At 39.8% G+C, this 25,322-nt stretch carries 18 protein-coding genes; 9 read left to right on the top strand and 9 right to left on the bottom strand.

Translation table 11 applies throughout. From position 1 onward, the window contains the following. Positions 1–140: 140 nt before the first annotated feature. Positions 141–662 (bottom strand): lipocalin family protein, encoded by a 522-nt coding sequence (locus AAEY68_RS11685; RefSeq protein ID WP_007376693.1) that lies wholly within the window; start codon positions 660–662, stop codon positions 141–143. A gap of 130 nt (positions 663–792) precedes the next feature. On the opposite strand from AAEY68_RS11685, the gene AAEY68_RS11680 reads away from it, so the two are divergent. From AAEY68_RS11680 to AAEY68_RS11670, 3 genes are read left to right on the top strand one after another with little or no spacing between them, the layout of a single operon-like run. Further along, the gene (locus AAEY68_RS11680; protein WP_007376692.1) at positions 793–1,248 is read left to right on the top strand and encodes a YaiI/YqxD family protein; all 456 of its coding nucleotides are present in this window, start codon (positions 793–795) and stop codon (positions 1,246–1,248) included. Between the two features lies 1 nt (position 1,249). Further along, complete coding sequence (locus tag AAEY68_RS11675; protein WP_024592700.1) at positions 1,250–1,813, top strand: DUF6942 family protein; 564 nt, start codon at positions 1,250–1,252, stop codon at positions 1,811–1,813. Between the two features lie 19 nt (positions 1,814–1,832). Next, positions 1,833–2,225 (top strand): ACT domain-containing protein, encoded by a 393-nt coding sequence (locus AAEY68_RS11670; RefSeq protein WP_024592701.1) that lies wholly within the window; start codon positions 1,833–1,835, stop codon positions 2,223–2,225. Between the two features lie 149 nt (positions 2,226–2,374). Here AAEY68_RS11670 and AAEY68_RS11665 read toward each other — a convergent pair whose 3' ends face one another. The 4 genes from AAEY68_RS11665 to AAEY68_RS11650 all read right to left on the bottom strand — a co-directional run bounded on the left by AAEY68_RS11665 (position 2,375) and on the right by AAEY68_RS11650 (position 8,269). Then, positions 2,375–3,031: a class I SAM-dependent methyltransferase gene (locus tag AAEY68_RS11665; RefSeq protein WP_024592702.1), complete on the bottom strand. Its 657-nt coding sequence runs from the start codon at positions 3,029–3,031 to the stop codon at positions 2,375–2,377. 28 nt (positions 3,032–3,059) lie between these two features. Then, positions 3,060–6,710, bottom strand: coding sequence for an AAA family ATPase (locus AAEY68_RS11660; protein WP_024592703.1), 3,651 nt, complete (start codon positions 6,708–6,710; stop codon positions 3,060–3,062). Then, the gene (locus tag AAEY68_RS11655) at positions 6,707–7,954 is read right to left on the bottom strand and encodes an exonuclease SbcCD subunit D C-terminal domain-containing protein (protein WP_024592704.1); all 1,248 of its coding nucleotides are present in this window, start codon (positions 7,952–7,954) and stop codon (positions 6,707–6,709) included. The genes AAEY68_RS11660 and AAEY68_RS11655 overlap by 4 nt, the downstream gene beginning before the upstream one ends. 78 nt (positions 7,955–8,032) lie before the next feature. Continuing rightward, a complete protein-coding gene (locus AAEY68_RS11650) occupies positions 8,033–8,269 on the bottom strand; it encodes a hypothetical protein (protein WP_002959190.1) in 237 nt (78 codons plus the stop codon). A gap of 579 nt (positions 8,270–8,848) precedes the next feature. On the opposite strand from AAEY68_RS11650, the gene AAEY68_RS11645 reads away from it, so the two are divergent. The 4 genes from AAEY68_RS11645 (at position 8,849) to AAEY68_RS11630 (ending at position 13,589) form a co-directional block, all read left to right on the top strand. After that, positions 8,849–11,296 (top strand): M1 family metallopeptidase, encoded by a 2,448-nt coding sequence (locus AAEY68_RS11645; RefSeq protein ID WP_024592705.1) that lies wholly within the window; start codon positions 8,849–8,851, stop codon positions 11,294–11,296. Further along, on the top strand, positions 11,296–11,790 hold the full coding sequence (locus AAEY68_RS11640; RefSeq protein ID WP_024609288.1) for a DUF6702 family protein: 495 nt from the start codon (positions 11,296–11,298) through the stop codon (positions 11,788–11,790). The genes AAEY68_RS11645 and AAEY68_RS11640 overlap by 1 nt, the downstream gene beginning before the upstream one ends. Before the next feature lie 322 nt (positions 11,791–12,112). After that, the gene (locus AAEY68_RS11635; protein WP_007583617.1) at positions 12,113–12,730 is read left to right on the top strand and encodes an HAD family hydrolase; all 618 of its coding nucleotides are present in this window, start codon (positions 12,113–12,115) and stop codon (positions 12,728–12,730) included. Positions 12,731–12,863: 133 nt separating this feature from the next. Further along, positions 12,864–13,589, top strand: a complete 726-nt coding sequence (locus AAEY68_RS11630) for a YebC/PmpR family DNA-binding transcriptional regulator (RefSeq protein WP_024591562.1) — start codon at positions 12,864–12,866, stop codon at positions 13,587–13,589. 210 nt (positions 13,590–13,799) lie between these two features. On the opposite strand, the gene AAEY68_RS11625 is transcribed toward AAEY68_RS11630, so the two are convergent. Then, complete coding sequence (locus AAEY68_RS11625) at positions 13,800–15,989, bottom strand: malate synthase G (RefSeq protein ID WP_350585962.1); 2,190 nt, start codon at positions 15,987–15,989, stop codon at positions 13,800–13,802. Between the two features lie 241 nt (positions 15,990–16,230). On the opposite strand from AAEY68_RS11625, the gene AAEY68_RS11620 reads away from it, so the two are divergent. Then, a complete protein-coding gene (locus tag AAEY68_RS11620) occupies positions 16,231–17,832 on the top strand; it encodes an isocitrate lyase (RefSeq protein WP_007583624.1) in 1,602 nt (533 codons plus the stop codon). 816 nt (positions 17,833–18,648) lie between these two features. Here AAEY68_RS11620 and AAEY68_RS11615 read toward each other — a convergent pair. The 3 genes from AAEY68_RS11615 to AAEY68_RS11605 form a co-directional block, all read right to left on the bottom strand. After that, the gene (locus AAEY68_RS11615; RefSeq protein ID WP_350585961.1) at positions 18,649–20,667 is read right to left on the bottom strand and encodes a S9 family peptidase; all 2,019 of its coding nucleotides are present in this window, start codon (positions 20,665–20,667) and stop codon (positions 18,649–18,651) included. Positions 20,668–20,820: 153 nt separating this feature from the next. Next, a complete protein-coding gene (locus AAEY68_RS11610) occupies positions 20,821–21,555 on the bottom strand; it encodes a 5-oxoprolinase subunit PxpA (protein WP_350585960.1) in 735 nt (244 codons plus the stop codon). 1 nt (position 21,556) lies between these two features. Next, a complete protein-coding gene (locus AAEY68_RS11605; RefSeq protein WP_350585959.1) occupies positions 21,557–23,368 on the bottom strand; it encodes a glycoside hydrolase family 3 protein in 1,812 nt (603 codons plus the stop codon). 312 nt (positions 23,369–23,680) lie between these two features. Between AAEY68_RS11605 and AAEY68_RS11600 the strand changes: the two genes are divergently transcribed. Continuing rightward, the gene (locus AAEY68_RS11600; RefSeq protein ID WP_350585958.1) at positions 23,681–25,204 is read left to right on the top strand and encodes a sensor domain-containing diguanylate cyclase; all 1,524 of its coding nucleotides are present in this window, start codon (positions 23,681–23,683) and stop codon (positions 25,202–25,204) included. Positions 25,205–25,322 lie beyond the last annotated feature (118 nt).

The following is a 25,322-nucleotide window of genomic DNA, read 5'->3' as shown; positions in this document are numbered from 1 at the left end:
CTTGCCAACAATAGGGGATATTCAGTGTTTCCAATACTTACTGTCTCACGGCAAGTACACACAATATAACCATAATATATTTAAGTTACTTTACAGTTAGGTGACTCTTTTATTACTACTGTAAAGGGGCTTTACATTGTTTATTGCTCAACCCAAATTATTTCATCGGTAGCAAAGCCCAACTCTTTAGCTTTAGTTAAAAAGTGTTCTTTAAGCTCTTTGCTAACCGTTGGTGTACGCGATAAAAACCACAAGTAATCTTTGTTGTAACTGGTTATAAATGCATATTGATAATCGGGTTGGTCAAGTTCAAAAATCACGTAAGCGCCATAAAATGGACCAAAAAACGAGACTTTAAAATGCCCTGTGTCGGTGCCCTCAACAAACTTGGCCAAGCCTTCGGCGTCATCCCATTTTTTATCATCCGTTAAATACCCTTTGTTAAGGACCTTTACTGTGCCGTCGTCGTTAATTGAATAAGTAGCGGTAACTTGCTCCATACCTTCTTCGAATGAGTGATTGAGCCGCGCTATTTCAAACCATTTGCCTTTATATTTTTGTATATCAAAGTTTTTAACGGGTGTTATTCCCTCAGGAGGGCTGGTGCAAGCACTAAGAAAAAATAGCCCTGTAATAAGTAAACCGTATTTAATAGCCTTCATGTAAGCTCCTTTTTAAATTACATAAATAGTACGTATTATCTAAATATAGATGAGTATAAAGTTTGCTAGCCGATTAAAAAAAATTGCTATAGGATCATATTAATTCTAAAGCAATAAAAATGACCATAGCATGAAAATTTGGGTAGATGCAGACGCGTGTCCTGTTGTTATAAAAGAAATACTTTTTAGAGCTGCAGAGCGTATGAAAATCGAGACTATTTTAGTGGCTAATCACGCAATGCGTATCCCGCCGTCAAAATACATAAGCCGCGTACAAGTATCGTCGGGGTTTGATGTAGCCGACGACGAAATAGTAAAACGTATTGAAAAAGGCGATTTAGTTATTACTGGCGATATTCCGCTAGCAAGTGAAGTAATTGATAACGGCGGGCAAGCACTCAACCCGCGTGGCGAGCTTTATACCACCGAGAATATCCGCTCAATACTTAACGTGCGCGACTTTATGGATACCATGCGCTCAAGTGGCGTAGAAATGAGTGGTGGGCCACCGCCACTTAGCCAAACCGATCGCCAAAACTTTGCAAATAACCTCGACCGTATTTTAGCGCAAAACAAGGCTAACTAACTTGAATACCCAATTAGTTGGCTTAGGTGATACGCAATTTAGCGTGGCGGTATACGTAGCAAAAGCGCCGCCAATGCCGTTTTTTGAAATACTCGAATGCCTAGAACCGGTTATAAATGAGCAAATAAATACCATAAACCAGCACTGTGGTAATGGTTGGCGTAAGGTATTTAACGTTTACGCCAAAGTGCTATTTTCCCTGCCAAGTGAGCATTATTCATTTGCTAAACAAGCCCCTACTTGGCAACAATATCGCGATGAGTATTTACTGCAAAAAAACAGTAAAACTGCCCTGCTATTTAGCGCGCCTAACACTACTATTACGTGCGCAAATAAAGCTACTAGCAATAAAAACCAGTTACACATAATTGCCGGTCGTACGCACGCTAAAAACTTATTACAACAAGGTAAGTTACATGCGCAGTTTGATTGGCTTGACGACGAGTTTGCAATCGATACCAGTAACAACATTATTGTGTGCCCGTATTTTGATTATAGACAGTTAAGTAATATAAAAATTGCGAGATTAAGCGAACTAGTCGCGCAGCTAAAAATCACTAAATAACACATTGTAGGGAACGACCATGGCCGGAATTTTAGAGTTAAACGAATTATTAAAATCAATGCAGCCAGCGCTTAAGCAAGGCGAGTATATTTTTTGTTGCTTAGCAGGCTCACTTGCCGATTATGTTCATTTAGAGCCACTTGCCACTTATGTTGAAGAGGAAGGGCTAACCCTTATTTTAAAAGCTGAAACCGCCGATAAAGCAGGTATTACTTACGAGGGTAAATATAATTTAATTACTCTTAATGTACATTCAAGTTTAGAGGCCGTTGGGCTAACTGCTGCAGTCTCTGCAAAGCTGACTGAGCATGGCATTAGCGCTAATGTGGTAGCTGCGTTTTATCACGACCATATTTTTGTACAAACAGATAAAGCACAAGCTGCAATGAAAGCGCTTGGAGAGATTGGTTAGGTTGCTGGCACAGCAACGATTTGAGTGATGTGGATATTAGATCGTCGGGTGGCGCTTCGCTTAACCGACCTACGTATAAAAACACCGAGTTTGTTCACTCGGTGTTTTTATCGGTGCTAAATAGCGGGTGCTTGTTTAGCTTGTAAAACTTAAACTACATATCCGCTAAAACCTAGAGCTTTAAAATACAGCTTCGGAATGCCAAATTTGCACTCATTTAGCAGTTCGCTAAAGCGCATTCTATCAAGCGGGTAAAACTCATTTTCTAAGTCGTGCCCTGTTTGTGTTTTACCTGTTTCGGTTAAACCCAATTGCGCGCACGTTGTAAGCTGGGCTTCGCGCTCAAATGAAGTTTCAGGGCGCATTAAATCTGCAATATAAAGGTTGGCGTCTTTTTTAAGGCTTCCTTTAATCGCTTTTAGTAACTCTTTTTTATCGCCGTTATCTTGTACAAAATGCATTACCAATAAACATAAAACGGCATCGGCTTTAACCGACAATTTATTAACAGGTCCACTATGAATATTAACGCGGCTTGCTATGCCTTGCTCATCAAATTGCTGCTTCGCGATAGCAAGCATATCGGCTGATGTATCTTGCGCGGTAAATTGCCATGTAGGGTTTAGTGCAGCCAGTGCAAGCACTTCTTTGCCTGTGCCTGCCCCTACTACTAAAATATGCGCATTATCGCTTAGCGTTGCTTTTAGCTGCGCGTTAGTGAGCTGATGTAATAATTCATAACCAGGAACTAAACGGGTTATACGGCTATCGTATTGTGTTGCTTGCTCGCCTGTAAACGTTGGCATTGTATCTCCTTGTTTTCAGTAATGTTGCTTATAAAACTTCAACTGTGGAATATCCACCTGGCTTTTTGGCTACATGCACTTGAGTGGCTACACGCTCGCTCATTTGTGTTACGTGCGATATAACGCCTACTTTTCTGCCTTGTGCTTGCAAAGAATCCAAAGCGTCCATTGCAATGCTTAGGGTTTCGCTGTCTAACGTACCAAACCCTTCGTCAATAAACAAAGAATTGATTTGTACTTTGTTTGACGAAAGCGATGCTAAACCAAGTGCAAGCGCTAGCGATACTAAAAATGACTCACCGCCTGAGAGTGTATTAACAGAGCGTTGCTCGTCGGCCATGTCGCGGTCGATAATTGCAATGTCGAGTGTTTGCGCTATGGCGGTTAATTCGTAGCGTTTGTTGAGTGTTTTTAAATGGCTGTTGGCATAGTGCAGTAATATTTTTAACGTTTGTGTTTGCGCTAAGTTACGCATGGTTTTACCCGTTGCATCACCCAATACTTTATTAAGCAAGTGCCATTGTTCAACCTGGGTTTTAAGCGTTGTTAACTCAGCTTGTTTGCCTTCAAGCGCTTTCGCATTTTGGTTATGTTGCTCAATAGCGGTATTAGTTGCTAGTAATGAATTTTGCAGCTGCGTTTGTTGCTCGTTTAAGCTGCTTAGTTGCGTACTTAAAGCCTCTGCACTTTGCGTTGGTTTATCGCCACTGTTGTGTTTTTCAAGCGTAAGTTGCTGCTGTTTTAATGCGGCGTTTGCATCTGTTAGGGCTTGAGTTAACTGCTCGTGCTGAGTTAAATGCGCTTTAATAGTCTCGCTACTAAGCGTTAGTAAAATTTTGACCTGTTCGTGCGTTGCATTGCTATATTGCGCTTTAAAGTCAGTAAACCACTGGTTATAACGTGCCTCAAGCGTTGCTAGCTCTTGGCTGTTTTCAAGTAAGCGTTGCTCTACATTTTTAAGCGTTATGGCGTGCTCATCTCGTTGTTTTATAGCGTCGTCATATGCTTTTTGACTCGCTTGAACCTGCGATTGCAGTTGCTCTTGCGCACTTGTAAGTTTTGCTTGGTAGTCGTCTGCACTTATTTGCTCGTTATTAAATAAAGCTAAGCGCTCACTTTGTACAGTGCTTAGTAAATTTTTAGCTTCTACAAGCTCTTCATTAAGTGCTTTTAACGACTGCTCGTTGTTACTTATAAGCGGTGTGAGCTGCTTTATTTGTTCATTAGCTGTGTCTTGACGTTTTTGGCTTTGCTCAAGTTGCGTTTGAGTTTGCTGATACTGCGTAACTTGCTCGTGCAACTGGGTAAGCTCAAGCGTATTGGCTTGTAGTTGCTGCCAAAAATCACTATTTTCAAATTGGCTATTGAGCGTTGTACCGAGCTCGTTAATTTGCGCACTTAGTTCGCTATGCTTACTCGTTATTTGGTTTTGCTGATGTGTAAGCTCAAGGTGTTTATTACTAAGTTGCTGCTGTACTTGCTGCTCTGCTTTAAGTGCTGCAAGTAGCTCATTTACTTTAGTTTGCAGTGTACGTTGACGTTTTTGCTGCTCAAAGTATTGCGCTTTTTGCTCCGTTAACTGCTTATAAGTTACTTCAAGCTGATCAGGCGTTAAGTCGTTAAGCTCTGTGCGTGCGCCTTGCATGGTATTTTTAATGTCGAGCTGTTTGGCTTTTGCTGTTTGTATTATTTGCTCAAGTTGTCCGTGTTCAGCAGTTAATACGGCATGTTGAGTTTGGTGCTTATGCAGCTCGCTTTGTGCATGGTCAAATTGCTTTTTAGCTATATTAAAAGCATTTTCAAAATCAGTAATTAAGTTATTTAATTGCTGATTTTGATTTACCGCATACGGGTGCTCAGTTGCGCCGCACACTAAACAAGGCTCATTAGGGCGAAGCTCAGTGCGTAAATGCTCTACGTTTTCGCTGGCTCTTAAGCGCGCTTGGTTAAGTGCGTACTCTTTGCCTTTAAGCGCTTGCTCGCTGGTTATTAAATGCTGATTAAGTAAAACATGGGCTTGCTGGCTTTCATTTAACTGCTGATTAAGTACTTGTTGGCGTTGAGTGCTTTGTTTTAGTTCTACGTTAAATTGCTTATAGCGCTCGCGCTGCTCTTTTAAGTAATCAATACTTTTTAGCTGCGCGTCGCAGTGCTCTGCATTAAATTCATTAAGCTGAGTATTTAATGCCTGCAAAGCAGACTGCTCGCTCGTAAGTAACGCCTCGCACTGCTGCACTTTATTATTTTGTGTATTTAAACGCTCAGTCTGACTTGCAAGATCGCTATTAAGAGTTTGGCTTTGCGTGAGGTTTGCGGTTAATTGCTGCTGTGCATTTAAGTAGGTATTAAAACTTTGCTGATAGTAGCTCCAATCTTTTGCTAAAACATGCAGCTGTGCATGCTCATTAAGCCATTGCTGGCTTTTAGCTGAGTCGGTATTAGCGAGATCAAGCTCATTATTGCTTTGTTTAAGCTGCTGTTTGAGCTCATCAAACTGAGATTGCTCTTTGGTTATTTGCAACTCAGTACCTTTTACAGCTTGAGTTTGCAAGGCAATGTTACTGTCGAGCTCTCGCGCTTTGGCTATAACGGGCGCTGCATTTTGCTTTTGCTCATTGGCGTTATTAAGCAGCTCGGTATGCTTAGCTAGCGCGGTATTACGCTCGTTAATTACCGCTAAATGATCAACACTTTTAAGCGATGAAATTTGCTGGTTTTGCGCCGTATTTTGATCGGTTAACAAATTAAAACGGCTGCGGTTATCTTTTATTTCAAGCGCTTGTTTAGCTTGTTTTGCCTGCTCGCTTTGCTCAACGATACTTTCAAGCGCTGAGCTTGCTTGTTGCTGGGTTTGCTGTGCTTGCAGTAAGTTTTGCTCAAGTACTGTAGCTTGCTGATACCAGTTAAGTGCTTTTTCGGTTTTGGATAGCTCTTTTTTAGTGTGTTCGGTTTGCGCTTTTAAATCGGTTAACTTGGTTTGTTGTAGCTCAAGTTCTTCTGGGGTTAACAAAGTATAGCTTTCAAGACCAGCTTTAAGCGCTTCAAGCTTTGCTACTTGCTCTTTATGACGTTCAAAAATACGCACGCCAATACGGCTAAATTTATCGGTACCTGTTAAGCACTCTAAAAGTTGCGCTCGCTCATCGCCAGTGGCTTTTAAAAACGCAGCAAACTCATGTTGTGCTAAAAGTACGGCACGGGAGAATTGCTCAAAATTAAGCCCTATTTTACTCTCAACTTCTTTTATTGTGTGGCTTTTGTCAGCTATTAAAATTTCGTCTGGCAGGGTAATTAATGTGTGCTCTGCTACTTTAAGTTTGCCTGTTACTTTTTTATGGGTGCGTGCAATTGTATAGCGCGCACGGTAAAGCTGTTTATCTTGCCCTAAAAAGTCAACCTCGGCGTAGCCTTCCCATGTACCTCTGCGTAGCAAGTTTCGCGCATCATTAAGCTTAATGCTGTCGCCGTTAAACTCAATTAAGTTACCTTTATCACCGCGCAGCCTCGCTGTTTTTGTATAAAGGGCTAAACAAATGGCATCTAAAAAGGTACTTTTACCAGCGCCAGTATCGCCTGTGATGGCAAACAATCCTGCATCTTTTAATGGGGCTTTAGTAAAATCTATTTCAGCGTCAACTATTGAGGCTAAATTATGAATACGAACTGCGGTTATTTTCATAGTTGCTCTTGCTCCGTAAGCTCGTTTATCACGTCACTTAAAAGTGCTTTTAGCTCATCGGGTACGCTTTGCCCTGCCATGTCTTTATCGTTTGCGAACGCTTGTTCTAATAGGTTTAGTGGGTTGAGCATTTCAACTTCGCTTAAATCTTCAAATACGGTGTTGTCGTCATTTTGCGCTGATTGCTCACGTACACGTTCAATACCACAAAATTTAATATGCTTGCCTTCAAGTGCTTGTTCTATTTGTTCTCTGAAGGTGGTGTCGGTATCGCTTGATTTAAGCTTTACACGTAAATAAGGCGCTATTATATTTTGTGCGGTGTCGAGCGCTTTAATTTGCTCGCATAGTTCGCTTAATGGTACACACTCCCCTTTTGGTAAAATAATTACATCGGCAGAGCGCGGAATGTAAAGGGGGTTTACAGTTGTACTAATATGTTGTTTTTCATCAATAATAAACTCAACAACATTTACTTGGTGCGTGTAGTTACGTTCTGAAAACGACATAGGGATAGGTGTGCCGCTGTATCGAATAACATCACTTTTAGCGACTTGTTGCGCTTTGTGTAAGTGCCCAAGAGCGACGTAGTTGGCTTGTTTACCAAATACATTAGCAGAAATAGACTCTTCACCACCTATTACTAAGTTACGCTCAGAATCACTTGAGATATCCCCGCCTTTTGCGTGTAAATGCCCCATAACTATTAATGGTGAGTTTTGCTCATTCTCATTAAGAGCTTGCTTTAGTGCAAGCTCGTAAGCTTTTGAAACACCTTGAGCATAACTAGGGCCACTTTCGGTTTGGCTAAGTAAACTTACATCACTTGCGCGTAAAAATGGCATAGCGACGATTACAGCGCGTTTACCATTGGTATTTATGGTAATAACAGTTTCATCGGGTGTTGCGACATCAAAGCGCCCTACTACGTGAGTATCAAACTGTGCAAGTAATGGCTGAGCTGCCAAAATACGATTTGCAGAGTCGTGGTTACCCGCAATAATCACTACGTGTAATAGTGGGCATGCTTTTTTGGCGTCTTTAATAAATTGATAAAGCTGATTTTCGGCGCTAGCACTTGGTGTCGCTGTATGATAAATATCGCCCGCAACTAAAAGTAAGTCTATTTGTTGTTCAACAAGAGTGGCTAATAACCATGTAAAAAAAGCTTGATGTTCAACACGGCGATCGTGTTCGTAAAATTGTTGGCCAAGGTGCCAATCTGAGGTGTGGAGGACTTTCATGTCGCGCTCTTAATAAAACCGTAAGAGCGCCAATATACCCAAGGCTGTTAAAGATGCAAGCCTAAGGCATGCATTACGTTAGGTTAAACTGTACCAAGCTGAAAAAACAACCGGTAATGCTAAAAGTGCCATTAATAATGGAATTTTTAACGTTTTAGTTTGTTTTGCGTGTAGCGCCTTTAGTGCATTAGTTTCGTTGCACGCTGCTACTTTATCGATATAAAAATAACCCGAATCGAGATACTGCTTACAGTTATTCTCACTTGCTGGAATCGCAATTAGTTCTTGTTGTTTTTTTAGGATGTAAAAATCCATAAGCCCACCGCATTTCTTGCTAGTAATCGATATTAATTTGAGGATAAATGTGACGAATTTATTTGCCTCAAATAAAAAGGTTGGCGATTTTAAATATAAACAGCACTAAAGATCAACCTAAAATTACACTATTTGTCATTTATCGTACAAATAGCGAATATTAATGAAGTTCGGCAATATTTGAGCCAATTATTTACTCGTTTCACTGTGTTTTTGTTCAGTAGAAAGGGCTTTTAGGCCATTTTACTTGTTGCGAATTAGTAATACTTATACGTAGGATTAATGGTTTACCTGGTAATGCCAAAGCAATACTTTTTTAGCAATATATATAAAATGAATGATATTTTTTTAAGTTCTGGGACTTTGTATTTAACCGATCAAAACCATTATTAAAACCCAATTTTGTAAACCCCCTTTACAGTTTTTATCTATTCGTATTTTGTTACAAAATAATTGTATTTTTCAATCTAAAAAACTAAGTGAACATCACCCTAAAAATACGGTACTTGGTCGCTAATTTATTGAAGCTAACTGGTATATTTGTCAAAGTACGCTCACAAAATTATATTAGGACTAAAAATGAAAAAAATAGGTCTTACGCTAAGTGCTTTTGTATTGCCGTTCGCAATATCTAGTGCAGCTATGGCGTCTTCGGTTGAGCAAACAAAAGGTTCTTTTGTTGATAAATTTCGTCAATTAGACGAAGCACTTCCTACACCCAATGTATATCGTAGTGCCGCTGGCGAACCAGGTGAAAAATACTGGCAGCAACGTGTAAATTACGATATTGATGTGAAGCTAGATGAAAAAAAGCACCGCATTACCGGTAGCCAAAGCATTGAATATAAAAATAACTCACCACATACGCTTAAATATTTATGGTTACAGTTAGATCAAAATATTTTTAAAAGTGACTCTATTGCCGAAACAACTAAAACATTTAAAAGCACTTTAGAAAGCCTACCAGCTCAAAAGCCCGCTAAATTAAGTTTAGGCGAATTACGTCGTCAGCAATTTATGAGCGACAACGAACTGGGTTATACAATCAGTGGCGTAAAAGATGACGATGGTAAAGAGCTACGCGTAACTGTAGTTGATACCTTAATGCGCATCGATTTAAACGAGCCATTAAAACCAGGTAAAGAAGTCGAATTTAGCATGAACTTTGCCTTCAACATTGTTGAAGAAGATGCAGTGGGTGCACGTTCTGGTTACGAGCACTTTGAAGAAGACGGCAACGACATATTCTTAATTGCTCAGTGGTTTCCTCGTTTAGCCGCTTATACCGATTACGAAGCATGGACAAACAAGCCATTTTTAGGCTCTGGTGAGTTTACGCTTGAGTTTGGTGATTACGATGTTGAGATTACTGTTCCGGCAGATCACATTGTATCGGCAACAGGTAAACTTGATAACGCGAGCAAAGTACTTACAAGTACTCAGCGCAAACGTTTAAAGCAAGCCGAAACATCTAAGCGTCCTGTGTTTATTGTTAACGCAGAAGAAGCGCTAGAAAACGAAAAAGAAGGCACCGACAAAACTAAAACGTGGCACTTTAAAGCGCAAAACGTACGTGACTTTGCTTGGGCGTCGTCTCGTAAGTTTATGTGGGATGCAAAAGGTTATCAGCAAGGTGGTGACGTTCAGCCTTTAGTTATGGCAATGTCGTTCTTCCCTAAAGAAGGTGGTGACTTATGGGAGAAGTACTCAACTGAAGCGGTAGTACACACAATGGAAGTGTACTCTAAGTATTCTTTTGACTACCCATACCCAACTGCGCAATCGGTAAATGGCCCTGTTGGCGGTATGGAATACCCAATGATTACCTTTAACGGCCCGCGTACTAAGTTACAAGATGATGGTACACGTACTTATTCTCAAGCTGAAAAGCGCTTTTTACTTGGCGTAGTTATTCATGAAGTGGGTCATATTTACTTTCCAATGATTGTTAACTCAGATGAGCGCCAATGGACGTGGATGGATGAAGGCTTAAATAGCTTTTTAGATGGCGTTGCTGGTCGTGAATGGGATCCTACTATTCCTTGGGGTGTTGAGCCTCGCGATATAGTGAGCTACATGAAGTCTGAAAACCAAGTGCCTGTTATGACTCAGTCAGACAGTGTATTACGCTTAGGTCCTAATGCTTATACTAAACCTGCAGCAGCCCTTAATATTTTACGTGAAGTAATTTTAGGTCGTGACTTATTCGACTTTGCATTTAAAGAGTATGCTCAGCGCTGGAAATACAAGCGCCCTACTCCAGCTGATTTTTTCCGTACAATGGAAGAAGCCTCTGGTGTTGATTTAGATTGGTTTTGGCGTGGCTGGTTTTACACCACAGACCATGTAGATATCTCTTTAGATAAAGTATATCAACTACGTTTAGACACTAAAAACCCTGATATTGATTACAGCCGTTTACGTGATATTGAAGCAGACAAACCTACTTCATTATTTGTTGAGCGTAACCGCGCACAAGGTAAAAAAACATGGGTTGAGAAAAACTCTGATGTTACCGATTTTTATGACGAAAACGACCGTTTTACTGTAACCAATAAAGAACGTAACTCGTACAATAAGTTTTTAAAAGGCTTAGAGCCGTGGGAGCGTAAAACGCTTGAGCGTGCTTTAGAAGAAGATAAAAACTATTACGTTATGGAATTTTCAAACCTTGGTGGTTTGGTAATGCCTATTTTATTAGAGCTAACATATGAAGATGGCACTAAAGAAGAGCGCTATATTCCTGCTGAAATTTGGCGTCGTAATTATAAAAACGTTCAAAAGCTGATTGTTACCGATAAAAACAAACCGCTTGTATCAGTTACTGTTGACCCAGGCTGGGAAACAGCTGACGTAGATGTTGAAAACAATAACTACCCTCGTCGTATTATTCCTTCACGTATTGAAGTGTTTAAAAAGGAAAAGAGTAAAGCTAAAGTAAGTCGCGATATCATGCAAGATATTAAAACTGAGCTTAAAACTGATGAGAAGAAAGACGAAAAGGATGACGGTGAGGAGCAGCAATAATGCGCTTTTTGCTTATTATTGTTTGCCTTTTAGTTGCTGCGCCAAGTATGGCGCATCAACTAAAATCGTCAGTTACAACCGTGCTTTTTAATAAACGAACGCATAATGTTGAATTAATGCATCGCTTTTATTTACATGATACCGAACACGCCGTAGGAACATTGTTTAAAGGCAAAATTGATATTATTAGTAATAAAGCCGACCAACAACGTTTTGCTAAGTATGTTGAATCGCATGTTGCTCTACAAACGTTAAGTGGCGAACCTTTACCACTTAGCTTTGTAGGGGCACAAGTTGATGGTAAGTTTTTTTGGGTTTACCAAGAAGCACCAATTCCTGAAAACATTGAAGGAATTAAAATGAGTAATGGCGCACTTCGTGATTTATGGCCATCTCAGGTAAATATGGTAAACGTTGAGGGCAAAGGTAAGATTAAAACTTTAAACTTTGCTCAAGATGATACTTGGCTCGAAGCCCGCTTTGAGCAAAATTAATATTTAAAACTTCCCCAACCGACGCGCACAGCAGTTGTTTATGTGCGCGTTTTCTTCATACGTTTAAACTGCGTTCATGTTTGATCTGTTATTTGTAAATTTACGTAAAATTTGTGAGTTCAATTTGTATATTTACCTTTTTTTGCGCATGATATATCAAGCACTTAAATTACTTTGTTATCAATAGATTGATAATGGTGCGTATTAATATTTAAATATAGTTAGTTTCATTTATCCCTTTGTATTTACCGGCCTAGGGCATAAGCAGTAGAGAATTTTATGTTTAAATTTCATTTAGTAATAACTAAATTCAGGGAATGATATGACTACTCAGGTTGAGGCTATTTTTGGAGTGATTTTTGATTTAGATGGAACATTGGTTTCATCAGAATTAGATTTTGCATTAATAAAGGCCCAAATAGGTTGCCCTTGCGAGCAAGACTTACTTGATTACATTGCTCAGTTGCCCTCACCGTATATGCGTGAAGAGGCAATGAATATAGTTCACCAACACGAATTAATAGATGCACAACATGCCAGTATATTACCTGGTGTGAGTGAAGCTATTCATGCTTTAAAGTCTAAAAATATTCCGATGGCGATTGTTACTCGCAATTTTGATAAAGCAGCGGCAATTAAATTACAAAATAATCCACTCCCTATCAGCACAGTTTTAACGCGAAGCGATGCCCCAGCAAAGCCAGATCCCAGCGCTTTAAATGCCATTGCTACACTTTGGAACATTAACGCCAGAAATTTACTTTATGTAGGCGATTACCTTTACGACATTCAAGCTGCGCACAATGCAAATATGCGCGCGTGTTTATACGCTCCAGAGTCAACGCCTGCTTATGCCGATCAGGCAGATTACGTTTTACATGACTTTGTTGAATTAGTGACATTAGTTGAGAGTTATTCTGAAAAAATAGAGTTATGTTAAATAGCGTACTATTAAATTTATTTAAGAATAAGTGCTACGTTATTTAAATTACAAAATAACGTTTGTTCCTAGCCCAATACGTTTTGAATTGGTAAAATACCGCAAAACGTAACGTATTCATTAGGGGCACAAAATGGGCAGAGCATTTGTAGTTCGTCAAAGTTCTATGATCAAAACAGCTAATGCAAAAACAAAAGTAAACTCAAAGTATGGTAAAGAGATTTACGTTGCAGCAAAAAGTGGCGATCCCGATCCCGAAGTAAATCAAACACTACGCCGTCTAATCGAAAAAGCTAAAAAAGACCAAGTACCCGCGCACGTTATCGATAAAGCAATTGAAAAAGCAGCCGGTGGCGCAGGGGAAGATTACTCTGTTGCCCGTTACGAAGGCTATGGTCCTGGTAATTGCATGGTTATAGTTGACTGTTTAACTGACAATCCGAACCGTACAATTAAAGATGTACGCTTACCGTTTACTAAAACAGACTCAAAAATTGGTACTCCTGGCTGCGTAGCACATATGTTTGATCATTATGCGGTACTTGGCTTTGCGGGTGATGACGACGAAATAGTATTAGAAGCATTAATGATGGCTGATGTTGATGTTAGCGATGTTGAAGCCGAGGACGGTAAAATATCGGTATTTGCACCGCCAACAGAATACTTTAAAGCTAAAACTGCCCTTGAAGACGCATTTGAAGGCATTAACTTTGAAGTTGACGAAATTACGTTTATTCCTCAAGTTAATATTGAAATTGAAGACGAAGAAGTTATTGCTAACTTTGATAAGTTTATAAATATGCTTGAAGATTGTGACGATGTACAAAATATTTATCACAATGCTATTGTAAAAAATTAGATTTAATTAGCTAAAAGATTTAAAAAGCGTGTTTTGTGTATGCAAAACACGCTTTTTTACGTTTGAATAAATGTTAGATATTCATGTGTATTATGCCTATTTGAATATATATTTTTAAAATGCCTTAAAAGTGATGTTATTCTAATTTTAGGCGATAAAAAACCAGCTTAAAAGCTGGTTTAGCACTTAATCTGAACTTTGCTTAAGCGGTTAAAGCGTATTCGTTTTTTGTGCTTTATATTTTATACGGTAGCTATGTAGCAGTGGTTCAGTGTAACCACTAGGTTGTGTTACACCCTCCAAAACCAGTGTAAGTGCAGCTTGAAACGCTATGCTGTTATTAAGGGTTTCTTCGTTTGTTGCCATGGGTGTATATGCAGTGTCGTGCTCGTTTTGACCATCAACCACTTTGGCCATTTTAGCCATTGTTGATTTTATTTGCGCCTTTGAGCACACGCCATTTAGTAACCAATTAGCCATATACTGGCTTGAAATACGCAGTGTTGCTCTGTCCTCCATTAGCCCGATATGGTTAATGTCGGGTACTTTTGAGCAGCCAACGCCTTGATCAATCCAACGTACAACGTAACCTAAAATGCCTTGTGCGTTGTTTTCAAGCTCGCTTTGAATATCTTCTTTTGAAAGCGTTTTAGGGTCTGTCATTAGCGGCGGTGTAAGCAGGTCATTAAGGCTCGCAATAGTACGTTTAGCTATACTTTGCTGCTCGATAAATACGTTTATATCGTGATAATGCATTGCATGCAGGGTAGCGGCTGTAGGGGAGGGCACCCATGCTGTATTAGCGCCTGATTTAGGGTGAGCTTGTTTTTGCTCCATCATTAATGCCATTTTATCTGGCATTGGCCACATGCCTTTACCTATTTGTGCTTTATGACTTAAGCCACAAGCAAGGCCAATATCGACGTTGCGATCCTCATAAGCTTGTATCCATGGTTGCTGCTTAATCTGTGCTTTTGGAAGCACAACGCCCGCTTGCATAGAGGTATGAATTTCATCGCCTGTGCGGTCTAAAAATCCAGTATTTATAAATACAACACGCTCTTTGGCTGCATAAATACAGGCTTTTAGGTTTACAGAAGTACGGCGTTCTTCATCCATAATACCCATTTTAAGCGTGTTTTTAGGTAAGCTTAGCGCTTCCTCTACTAAGCTAAATAAAGTGTTAGTAAACGCTACCTCTTCAGGGCCATGCATTTTTGGTTTTACTATATTAATACTTTGCGCGCTTGAGTTTTTTATACCTGTTTTTTTATTTAGGTCGTGCAGGGCAGCGGTGGCAGTAAACATCGCATCCATAATGCCTTCAAATACCGGTTGATTGTACACATCGGTAATAGCAGGGTTCGTCATTAAATGGCCAACGTTTCTAACAAACATCATGCTGCGCCCTTTTAAAGTAACGGTGCCGCCATCAAGTGCGGTGTATGTTTTATCACTTTGCAGAGTACGTTCTACAGTTTTATCACCCTTTTTGAACGATTCAACTAAGTTACCTTGCATCAAACCAAGCCAATTTTTATAAACTTGTACTTTATCTTCTGCATCTACCGCAGCTACAGAATCTTCACAATCCATAATGGTGGTAAGCGCGGCCTCTAACACTACATCTTTTAAGCCTGCTTTATCTGCTTGGCCAATAATGTGGTGGTGATCTATATGTAGCTCTATGTGTAAATCATTGTTTTTTAATAACACTACAGTTGGGTTTTGCGCTTCTCCTTGATAGCCAATAAGCTGAGATGGGTCAGCTAATGTGGTTTGAGAGCTATCACGTAACGTAATTAAAAGTGCGCCATCTACTACTGAATAATTAGTGCTTTCTATATGCGAGCCATTAGTGAGCGGCAATGCTTTATCTAAAAACTGGCGAGCGTAGGCCATTACCTTAAAACCACGAACAGGATTGTAGGTATTCCCTTTTTCGGCTCCATCGTCTTCGCTTAACACATCTGTACCGTATAAAGCGTCGTATAACGAACCCCAACGTGCGTTAGCGGCATTAAGTGCAAAGCGTGCGTTACTTACAGGCACAACCAACTGAGGGCCAGCTGTAAGGGCTACTTCGGGTTCTACATTTTGGGTTTCAATTTCAAAGTTTGTAGGCTCTTTAACTAAATAGCCAATATCTTGCAAAAAGGCATGGTACTTAACGCTATCCCACGTTTTATTAGCAAGATGGTAGTCATCTATTTGCTGTTGAAGCAATTCTCGTTTTTCAAGCAGTGCCTTATTTGTAGGGGTAAGTGTTTGAACGATATGTGCAAAGCTTTGCCAAAATTGATGCTCACTTAAGTGAGTGCCTGGTAGTAATTTATTTTTAACAAAATCAGCGAGTTGTGTGTCTACGCTGAGTCCTGAATGTGTGAGAGTGTGGGACATAATTGCCTTCCTTAAACGGTCGCGATGTTGTTGTGTGCTTGTGCGTTAAGGCAACAATAACTCAAAAAGGCAATGTTGAGTGCTTTTTAGCCATTCACAAAATGTATAACCACAATAACAACTATAAATTTACTAAATCTAGAAAAGGAGCCTAATGTTGAATCAAGCGAAACGGAGCACACACTCCTAGCCACTCTCACAACATTAAAATAATTTACACACTCGTTCGAAGGATTTTATTATGACAACATATCAACGCGAAACAGACACACTCTCTACTCTTTGCCAATCACAAGGCAGCGCATGGAAAGCTATTAACCCTGAATACGCAAGCCGTATGCGTTTACAAAACCGTTTTCGTACAGGGATTGAAATTGCGCAATACACAGCAGACGTTATGCGTGAAGATATGGCTGCATATGACGCCGACACAAGCCTGTACACCCAATCTTTAGGGTGTTGGCATGGCTTTACTGCCCAACAAATGATGATGGCTATTAAGCGCCATCAAAAAACAACTAAACGCAGCTATGTATACTTAAGTGGCTGGATGGTTGCAGCACTTCGCTCTGCATTTGGTCCGCTGCCAGATCAAAGCATGCACGAAAAAACATCGGTACCTGCATTAATTGAAGAAATTTACACATTTTTAAAGCAAGCTGATGCACGTGAACTAGACCACTTGTTTAACGATCTAGATGCAGCAAAAGCGAATGGCGGCGATGTTCAAGCTGTTATTGATAAAATAGACAACTTTGAAACTCATGTTGTGCCAATTATTGCTGATATTGACGCAGGTTTTGGTAACGAAGAAGCAACTTACTTACTGGCTAAAAAAATGATTGAAGCCGGTGCGTGTGCCATTCAAATAGAAAACCAAGTATCTGACGCCAAACAATGTGGTCACCAAGCGGGTAAAGTGACCGTTCCACACGAAGACTTTTTAGCAAAGATTAACGCAGTACGTTACGCCTTTTTAGAACTTGGTATTGATAACGGTATTATTGTGGCACGTACAGATTCATTAGGTGCAAGCCTTACTCAAAAAGTACCTGTGTCGCAAACACCAGGTGACTTAGCAAGCCAATACAATGCATTTTTAGAAACGACGCCAATTAACGGTGTTGATGACTTAAATGAAGGCGACACAGCAATGAAAATTAATGGCCAGTTATGTAAACCAACTCGCCTAGATAACGGTTTATTTCAATTCCGCGAAGGCACTGAAAAAGACCGCGTAGTACTAGATTGTATTACGAGCTTGCAGTCGGGCGCTGATTTACTGTGGATTGAAACAGAAAAACCTCATGTTAAGCAAATTGCAGAACTGGTAAATCGTGTAAAAGAACACGTACCAAATGCAAAACTGGTATACAACAACTCGCCTTCGTTTAACTGGACGCTTAAGTTTCGTGAGCAAGTGTATCAAGAGTGGGAAGAAGCAGGCCGTGACCTTAGTGCTTACCCAAGTCTTGGCGACAATAAAGGCCTTATGGCACCGGAAATGGATGCAACAGAGCTTGCACAAGCAGCCGATTTACTAGTACAAAACTTCCAGCGCGATGGCGCACGTGAAGCAGGTATTTTCCATCACTTAATTACTCTGCCTACGTACCATACAGCTGCGCTAAGCACTGATATTTTATCAGAAGGTTATTTTGGCGATATGGGTATGCTGGCTTATGTACGTGATGTACAACGCCAAGAAATTCGCCGTGAGCAAGCTTCTGTTAAGCACCAAGACCTAGCAGGGTCTAACATGGGCGATACGCACAAAGAATACTTCTCTGGTGATAACGCGCTAAAAGCCGGTGGTGAAGATAACACCATGAACCAGTTTTAATTCCTAACTAGATAGTGTTACTCAAGGGCCAATAGGCCCTTTTTTATTGCTTTAAATAAAGTTAGAACATTGAAGCACAATTACAGATCAGAGTTTAACTAGGGCGTGTTGATCTTTGTGGATTGAAATTTGTTCAATCTAGGGGCGATTAAATCGCGGCGCGAGGTTTGTAACCTAGTGGGCTAAGTAAAAACCGAGCAACAAAGAGTTTATCGTCCCTAGAAAGAACCCAAAGGGCAGCGCATGTTTGGTATTTATGCTGCGTTATCGCCTATTCATGGGGAATAACCACACTACATAAGCTCCGCCTTGCCTAAAAACCAAACATACTGCTGCAAATTAACCCACCAAAGTTCAATACGCCCTTGCCAAATCATGTTGGATCACTATTTAACTACCTGAGTGGATTTACAGATCAGAGTTTAACTAACCTTTCATAAAACGGCATATTTGGGGTGATTTTGCTGTAAAAAGCGTTTACAACAACTTTAAAAGGCAGGTAAGTGACTGATTTTTGCTTTAATAGGCAAACTTAGCGAATTTATAAACCGATTTTTTACTAACTTCTCTGTGCTATAAAACAAAATTTTACTAACTGATAGGCTATAAACAGTGACTCAAACCGACTTTTTACCAACTCAAGTTACAAAAAATGCTATAAACCGAAATTTTACTAACTGAAGTTTTAGCTAAGTCCGATATTTAACTGTCACAGAAGTGTAAAGGGGGTTTACAGTTTGAATACTAAGGCGGTAAATACAAAAGCCACTTATTTGAAGTGGCTTTTATTTGAGCTATAAATTTATTACCCAGAGTTTATTTAGTGTGTTTATCAAACCACCATTGAATATAAGCTACTTTAGTCATTAAGTTTGATGGGCGAGCTGTAATACCATGCGATGCATTAGGAATGCGCACCATTGCAGTATCAACGCCTTGTAGTTTTAATGCCTGATAAAACTGCTCAGTTTCTGATATTGGTGTACGGTAGTCAGATTCGCCAGTGAGCAACATAGTAGGAGTTTTAACGTTTCCAACATAACTAATAGGCGAGCGCTTCATGTAATGCTCAATATGATCCCATGGTTTACCTGGAAACCAGTAATCAGCAAAAAACGGGTAAAAATCGGCAGTTAGTACAAAGCTGATCCAATTAATAACAGGCTTAGCAACTACAGCCGCAGCAAAGCGATCGGTATGACCTACAATCCAAGCTGTTAGTACGCCACCGCCAGAGCCACCGGTTACAAACAATTTAGACTCGTCAATAAAGCCTTTCGCTATTAGCGCATCAACGCCAGTCATTAAGTCATCAAAATCGTTACTTGGATAATTATGATGAATAGTTTGTGCAAACTCTTTACCGTATGAATCACTGCCACGTGGGTTCATGTATAAAACGACATTTCCTTTGGCTGCAAACAGCTGAATTTCAGCGCTAAAGTGTGGACCGTAATTAGCTACTGGACCGCCATGTATTTCTAGTATTAGCGGATATTTTTTGCTGCGGTCAAATTCTGGTGGGTAAGCAATCCATCCTTGAATAGGTAACTCATCGTGACTTGATTTAATCCAAATTTCTTCCACTTTAGCCAAAGCTTTGTCGCCCAATGCATCTGCATTAAGGGTAGTTAAACGCTGCGCTTTACCGCGTTTAATTGTTGCTATATCAGCAGGGCGCTGAGTATCGGCAAGGGTAAAGGCTACTTCGCCATCTTCGCTTACATCAAAGTCACCACCAGAATAAGGGCGACCAAAGGCAACACTGCCAATTTGAGTTGTTATTATTTTACGCTTGCCGCTGCGTGGTTGATAGGCGAGGGCGGTTTGACCTTTATCTGCATAGCTAAAGTATATGCCTTTGGAGTTTGCACTCCATTTTATTTGACCTACGCTACGATCAAAATTTGGCGTTAAGCTTGTTGTGTTACCTGTTTTTAAATCACGAATATAAAGCTGAGCGTTTTCGTAGTTAGTGCGTTTATCATCGTAACCTGTGTACGCTAAGTAACGACCATCGGGCGATACTTTGGGCTGCTCGTCAGGTCCGTTTCGGTCAGTAACTTTAGTTATATTTTGTGTGGCTAACTCGAGTTGATAGATTTCACTGTTTGTGGGTTTTAGCTGGTTGTTTGTGTGCCTGTTTGCAGAAAAATAAAGCGACTTACCATCGTTACTAAAACTTACATCGCCTGCGTTATCAAATTCATCATGAGTGAGTTGTTTGGCATTACCACCGTTAGCATCTATGGAAAATAATTGGCTAAAACCTTTTTGTGTGTAACCGCCACCATCTGAACGATAATAAACATCATCAATAAATTTAGCGGGCTCTGCCCACGTTGCATCCTTTGGTTTGCCTGGTAAGCTTACTGGCGCTGAAATTGCGCTTGGAACAAACATGCTAAATATTAGCTGGTTAGAATCAGGGCTCCATGTAATCGCACGTGGACTACTCGTTAAGTTACTAATTTTTGCCATAGCACCTGTTTTAAGCCATTTAATATATATTTGGCTGCTACCATCGCGGGTTGATATAAACGCAAGGCGTTGACCATCAGGAGAGAGTACTGGCGAATAATCCATATGTACGCCAGAGGTTAGCGGCTGCATTTGTTTGGTTTTGTAATCAACAGACCAAATATTACCAACTTTGCGATCTGTTTTTATATCCATGCGGTTACGCACAAAATAAACAGTTTTACCGTCTTCGGTTATGTCTATTTGATTAGCATATTCTAAATTAAACACGTCTTGCAGTTGTAGTGTATTTGTTTCAGCGTAGGCTAAATTGCTACAGCCTAAAATGAGGCTAAGTGTTAAAAGCTTTTTCATTTTTATCCCTGTTGTTACTTTTTTTAATTTGCTAAGTAGTTATATGTTAGGGATTATTAAATTAACAGTAGGATGCGATGAAGCTCTTATTTAACTCTATGAGTTAAAGCTGTAAAGGGGGTTTACAGCTTCTATTTGAGGTTGTGTAAAAGTTTAGTTAGCTGAGTTACAAAGGGCTTTTATATCTTTTATAAGCGCTATGCCATCAGCATTGTCGCCATGTACGCATAAGCTATCGGCGTTGAGCGTTAGTTTTTTTCCAGTTCGTGTTGTCACGCTGCCATCGGATAAAAGCTGAGTTACTTGTTTTAGTAATGCAGCTTTGTTGTGAACGCTACCCTCAAGTGTTCGTGACACTAAATGCCCGTCGTCGGTGTACTGCCTGTCGGCAAATGCCTCGAGTATTAGATCAACTCCTGAGCTTTTAGCTATTTGAATGTGCTTATTGGCATTTTTAGTCGCTAAGACCATTAGTTTCAAATCTATTGGGTAGCTAGCAATTGCATTTATAACGGTTTGTAATATTTGCTCATCAGCCATCATGTCGTTATAAAGTGCGCCATGCGGTTTAACATAGCTAAGTGTTAAACCTTGTACTTTTGCCATGCCCTCAATAGCGGCTATTTGATAATGCAGGCAATTTGTAAGCTCTTTTTCGCTAAGTACCATTGAGCGCCGACCAAAGCCTTGCTTATCTGGGTAGCTTGGGTGAGCACCAATTTGTACGTTATGTTGTTTGGCAAGAGTGAGCGTGCTTGCCATTATATCGGCGTCACCTGCATGAAACCCACACGCAATATTGGCCATATCAATATGTGGCATAACGTCATCGTCTAGCCCCATTTTCCACGCGCCAAAGCTTTCGCCTAAATCACAATTGAGTTTCATATTAGTGCGCCTTTTGCGGTTTTATTGTGACAGGTAATACGCCGTTAGCGGGTGCTTCTCCTAGTAACACTTTTGCAAGTGCAGTAAAAGCGGGACCAGACACAATATCGTTTTTATCTACATCAATATTATATGCATACGATGCAAGTACAGCATTTGCATAATTGCCAAATTTAGCAATGTCGTAAGGAGCTCTTAGGCTTATAAAAACAGTGCTTTTGTTTTCCTCTTTTGCCATATTTAATAATGACTCAAGTGCTTTTGGTTGCTCTGCATTATTAAGTGCAAAATTAGGATCGTCTTTTAAATCATCCATACCGCCAATTTCTACCGCACTTTGATTAGGCGTTGCATTGCCGGCTATAACTACATCAGCAGCGTGTATTTGTGTTTTAGCTTGTGCAGGGTTAAACCCTTGTAGGCTGCTACAGCTATAGTTTAGTTTTTGCTGGCTGATAGCTTCAATCGCTTGCTGCATTGCCATACATTTACGCGTGTCTGGCATAATAATATGAACATTACTTCCTGCTTTTAAATTAAGCGGCAAAGTACTGTTATTATTTTTAACCTGCGTTATTGCCTCTACAGCAAGCTGCGCTTCTATTTCGCGATGTGCTGCACTGCCGATTGTTTGCTTTGCATTTATGAGCGCGGTAATAGGGTCAAAATTAGTGCTTAATCTAAATTTATTTTTAAGCGTAATTATACGCATCGCAGATTGTGCTATTTCTTGCTCATCAAGTTGGTTTGATTTAACCGCTGCAACAAGCTCTTTAATAAGGTCATCGAGCTTGTTTAAATCATCCGGTGTTCTAATTTCAACGGGCATTAGGGCAATGTCAGCCCCAGCCGCAAACGTATTTATTACCGCTTGAGTTGGTGTAAAAAAGTTACTAATGCCAGCCATATCAAGCGCATCAGTTACTACAACACCTTGGTAATTAAGCTCACCACGTAAAATATCAGTAATGATTGCGCGCGACATTGTTGCCGGTTTTATCATCGTTTTGCCATTAACACTTATGAACGTTGTGCTATCGAGGGCAGGGTATTGAATATGCGCCGTCATTATCATGCCTGGGTTTTGCTTGGCGATAATGTGCTTAAACGGTGCTAAGTCTTGCTCGTAAATAACTTCTTTTGCATGGTTTACTTTAGGCAAACCTGTATGGCTATCTACGTTTGTATCGCCGTGGCCCGGGAAGTGCTTTAACGAGGTAATAACACCGTTGTTCTCAAATCCTGCAACCTGTGCGGCGCCCAATTTACTCACTAATGCTGGGTTTTCACCAAACGAGCGTACATTAATAACAGGGTTATCAGGGTTCATGTTTACATCAACCGTAGGCGCGTAGTTTACATTGATACCTAGCGAGTTTAGTTCTTTAGCTATAACAGTTGCTGTTTTTGTCGCAAAGCTCGTACCGTGTTTTTTGTAGGTTGCGCCAATCGACATATTACCGGTAAATGAGGTGGCAACATCGCGTGGTAAACGCGCTACACGTCCGCCTTCTTGATCTATAGATATAAATAGCGGCAGCTTACTACTGGACTTACTTGCAGCTGTTTGCAATTGGCTATTAAGCGTAATGGTTTGTTCTATTGATTGAGTGTTTTCAGAAAATAAAATAACCCCACCAATATTATACTTTGTCACTATGTTTGCTAACTCACTTGGCAAACTAGTCATTGGCGTTCGGCATTGTTTACTCGTACCTTGCTCACAGTAGTAGCGAAAGTCGAGTATTAACTTTTGACCAAGCTGCTGTTCAAGAGAAAGTGTTGATTTAGCGAAAGAAGATTGTAATGGCATTAAACACCCAGATAAAAAAACGATAGACGATACAGCATACTTATTTAGCAAAACGCTCTCCAAAGTAAAGGTTTAGTCGTACTTATGTTATGCAAATATTTATTTAGCTTAACTACTTTTGTAAACAACCGCAAAAGCGATTGTTATAAAGGCTACAACATAAAAGCATTTAATTAAGTCAGCTGACTTAACTAATAAACACTTAAACGGGTATAATACTTAACTTCGTATAATACGTGCTGAATTTTAGTGCTTTGGAATGCAGCTTTGCTATATAAATTACTACCCGCTTTAAATTTAAGATTTCTTATATTGCTACTCGCATTCTCTGCAGCAATGAGCACATTGGTAGGGAGTTTTTATTCTACCTATCAGGTTCAAAAAGAGCAGTTAACATCATATACGCTAAAAAGTAATTTAGCCTATGCACAAAAATTAGCCTCCGCAACTGATAACTTTTTAAAGTCTGCGCTTCAGCAGCTTGAATACTCAGCTAAAATTATTGAGCAATCACCAAATAACTCCAAATTATTAAACGATGAAGCCATTCGTTTAAATCATCAAACGGATAGCTTTAACTCTGTTGTGATTAATTTACATGGCGTAGTTGCAGCGACGTCGCCTCACTTTGAAAGTTTAATAGGCCAACAAATACAGTCTCCAGGAGCAATAGAAGCACTAAAAGAAAAACGCCCATTAATTAGTGAGCCTTATTTATCGGCAGCTGATAATTTAATTGTTTTTATATCGCACCCGCTATTTGATTCTGAAGATAAGTATTTAGGTTATATTGGGGGCTCTCTTTATTTAAAAGAGAAAAATATTTTAAATGAGCTTTTAGAACAACATTTCTACAAAGGTGGTTCGTACCTCTATGTTGTTAGCTCAAATAAGCGCATTTTATATCACCCAGAACCTGCCAGAATCGGCAACGTTATTGCTAACAATGCTGTGATTGACGCTGTTATAGGTGGCGAAATAGGCACTTCAACGGTTATTAATAGCTTAAATAAGCCGATGCTCGCAGGCTACGCACCCATTACTTTATCTAAATGGGGAATAGTGGCGCAAAGACCATTAGAATCAACGCTCTCTTCGCTAGATACATTAACTATTGAAGTCATTGAACAAACAATACCTATGGCATTAGTCACATTTATTTTTATTGGTTTATTCGCACACTTTATAGCAAGGCCGCTAAAGCGATTAGCCGATAACGCAAATACACTCGATGATCCAAAAAGCTTAGAAAAACTTAAAAGCGTGAAGTCGTGGTATTTTGAAAGTCAAAAACTGAAGTTAGCGATGTTAAGAGAGGTTACTTTATTACAAGCACAAATAGGTGTGCTACGCCATGACTCACAAACAGATCCCTTAACAGATACGCACAACAGAAGAAGCTTAAACGGCCTACTTAACCAGCTTATGCTAAAGCAAACCCCATTCGCTATATTAGAAATTGATATCGACTTTTTTAAACGTGTTAACGATACTTTTGGACATGATAAAGGCGACGAAACTTTAGTCTCGCTAACAAATATAATTAAAAAACTATCAAGAAGAGACGACATAGTATCAAGAATCGGCGGTGAAGAATTTGTTCTTGTGCTACCAAATGAAAACAGCCAAAGTGCCTATAAAATAGCAGAGCGTTTACGTAAAACAGTAGAATCGACAGAAATAAACACCATTGGAACAATCACTATTTCTATAGGTATTGCAACCTGGCCTGAGCATAGTACTGATATTGCCCAAGTATATAAATGTGCCGATAAGGCGCTATACCATGCTAAAGAGCATGGTCGTAACCGGTGCGTAGTGGCCGATATTAGCTAAGCGCAGCTTTGTTAAGTAATACTCTGTATTACCTTAAATTGATAAGTACTTTACACAGAGTGCATGAGTTTATTAAGCCAGCCATCTGCTTTTGATGGCTTGTAAATCATTACTATGC

Source organism: Pseudoalteromonas sp. RB2-MNA-CIBAN-0110 (assembly GCF_040309305.1).
GTDB classification, from domain to species: domain Bacteria; phylum Pseudomonadota; class Gammaproteobacteria; order Enterobacterales; family Alteromonadaceae; genus Pseudoalteromonas; species Pseudoalteromonas arctica.
The sequence above is the reverse complement of the archived record's forward strand: the minus strand, read 5'-3'. Positions and strand labels throughout refer to the sequence as shown.